This is a genomic window from Pseudomonas sp. FSL R10-1339, from assembly GCF_009600545.1.
Lineage (GTDB): Bacteria > Pseudomonadota > Gammaproteobacteria > Pseudomonadales > Pseudomonadaceae > Aquipseudomonas > Aquipseudomonas bubulae.
Genome location: NZ_WIVQ01000198.1, coordinates 1 through 2188 on the forward strand (window position 1 = coordinate 1; position 2188 = coordinate 2188).

The 2188-nt window shown below is 63.8% G+C and carries 3 protein-coding genes; all 3 read right to left on the minus strand.

The window, feature by feature from the left end; genetic code table 11:
* Nucleotides 1-517, minus strand: a 517-nt coding sequence (locus GHO03_RS24265) for an SDR family NAD(P)-dependent oxidoreductase (RefSeq protein WP_153400665.1), incomplete at its 3' end; no start/stop codon positions are given.
* Nucleotides 518-527: 10 nt separating this feature from the next.
* Nucleotides 528-1679, minus strand: a complete 1152-nt coding sequence (locus GHO03_RS24270) for an acetyl-CoA C-acetyltransferase (RefSeq protein ID WP_153381179.1) — start codon at nt 1677-1679, stop codon at nt 528-530.
* A 3-nt stretch (nt 1680-1682) separates the two neighbouring features.
* A partial coding sequence (locus GHO03_RS24275; protein ID WP_256668775.1) for an acyl-CoA dehydrogenase family protein occupies nt 1683-2188 on the minus strand: 506 nt, incomplete at its 5' end.

A 2188-nucleotide genomic window follows, 5' to 3' on the forward strand; every position in this document is an offset into this window, starting at 1 on the left:
GGGTCAGCGCGGCAATCCCGCCTTTGGCTGCGCTGTAGTTGGACTGCCCCACCGACCCCTGCAGGCCCGCGCCGGAACTGGTGTTGATGATCCGTGCCGCCACCGGCCGGCCAGCCTTGGCCAGGTCGCGCCAGCGCTTGCCAAGGATATTGGCCAGGCAAAAATGCCCCTTGAGATGCACACGCATGACCGCATCCCAGTCCTCTTCAGCGAGGCTGATAAACATGCGGTCACGCAGGATTCCGGCGTTGTTGACCAGCACATGCACTTCGCCAAACGCGGCCAGGGCGGCGTCGACGATGTGCTGTGCCGTGGCCAGGGTGGTGATGTCATCGGCATTGGCAATGGCCTGCCCACCAGCCTGGAGGATTTCTGCCACGACCTCTTCGGCGGCTTCGCGACGAATATCGTTGACCACCACATTGGCGCCCTGCCCGGCGAACGCCAGCGCGTAAGCGCGGCCCAAACCGCCGCCCGCGCCGGTAATGATGACGGTACGTTCTGCACAAATTGCCATGTCGTTGCTCCTAGAGGCGTTCAATAATCGTCACGTTGGCTTGACCGCCGCCTTCGCACATGGTCTGCAAACCGTAGCGGCCACCGCTGTGCTCAAGCTGGTTGAGCAGGCCGGTCATCAACCGTGCACCGCTTGCCCCCAACGGATGGCCGAGAGCAATTGCACCGCCGTTGGCGTTGGTCCTGGCCGGGTCGAAATCCAGCTCCTTGGCCCAGGCCATCACCACCGAGGCGAAGGCTTCGTTGATTTCAACAAGGTCAATGTCCTGCATGCCCATGCCAGCCTTTTTCAGTGCGGCACGGGTGGCGGCAATCGGGGCCCTGAGGTGCCAGATCGGGTCGTCGCCCAGCACCGACAGGTGATGGATCCGTGCCCGAGGGGTGAGGTTGTAGCGTTTGAGCGCCGCCTCGGAGACCACCAGCAAGGCAGCCGAGGCATCGCAGGTCTGGCTGGATACCGCAGCGGTGATCGACGCAAACTCGGCAAACACCGGCTCCAGTTCGGCCATTTTGGCCAGGCTGGTTTGGCGCGGTGTTTCATCGTCCCATACCCCTTCGCAGGGCACGATTTCGTTGACGAAACGGCCGGCGGCCATGGCGGCCAGCGCCCGGCGATGGCTCTCCAGGGCATAGGCTTCCATGTCCTGGCGGCTGATGTTCCAGTGGTCGGCGATACGCTGGGCAGCGTAGAACTGGTTGACCGGCTGTTTGCCAAAGCGCGCTTGCCAGCCCTTGCTGCCGGAGAACGGGTCGGCAAAGCCCAGTGGCTGCCCGGCCAGCATCGCCGAGGAAATAGGGATCTGGGTCATGGTTTGCACACCACCCACGGCAATCACATCCTGGGTGCCACTCATCACCGCCTGCGCGGCGAAGTGCAGCGCCTGTTGTGACGAACCGCACTGGCGATCGATGGTGGTGCCCGGCACGTTCAGCGGCAAACCGGCGGCCAGCCAGCTGGTGCGGGCGATATCACCGGCCTGGGAGCCGATGGTGTCGACACACCCAAAAATCACATCGTCATATTCGTCGGCCGGAATTGCGTTGCGCTCCACCAGTGCTTTGAGCACATGGGCGCCGAGGTCGATGGCATGGACGTGGGCCAGGCCGCCCTTGCGTTTGCCGGTGGGGCTGCGCAATGCATCAACAATATAGGCTTCAGGCATCGGTCAATCCTCGAAGGTGTGACCGCAGCCCAGAGGCGCCGCGCCACTCAATACATATTCGGCCACACGGGCCTTGTGCAGCGCACGGTCGCCCCAGGCACTGTCCAGTGCCCAGGCGCGCTTCATGAACATTTGCAGGTCGACTTCCCAGGTGTAACCCATCGCCCCATGCACCTGGATGCCGTGGCGGGCCGCCAGCCAGCTGGCTTCGCAACTGGCCAGGCGCGCCTGGGACACCCACACGGCGGCATTCGGTTCATTGTGTGCCAGGGCGTATGCGGCGCGGTACAGCACCGGTTTGGCGAACTCCAGCGCAGTAGCCACGTCGGCCAGATGATGCTTGACTGCCTGAAAACTGCCGATGGGCTTACCGAATTGTTTGCGCTGCGCGGCGTAGTCCACCGATAAATCCAGCATGCGCTGAGCCAGCCCGAGCAACTGCCCGGCCACCGACAGCGCGCCACGATCAAGGGTTTGCGCCCACAGCTGGCGGCCCTGTTCGCCCTGCG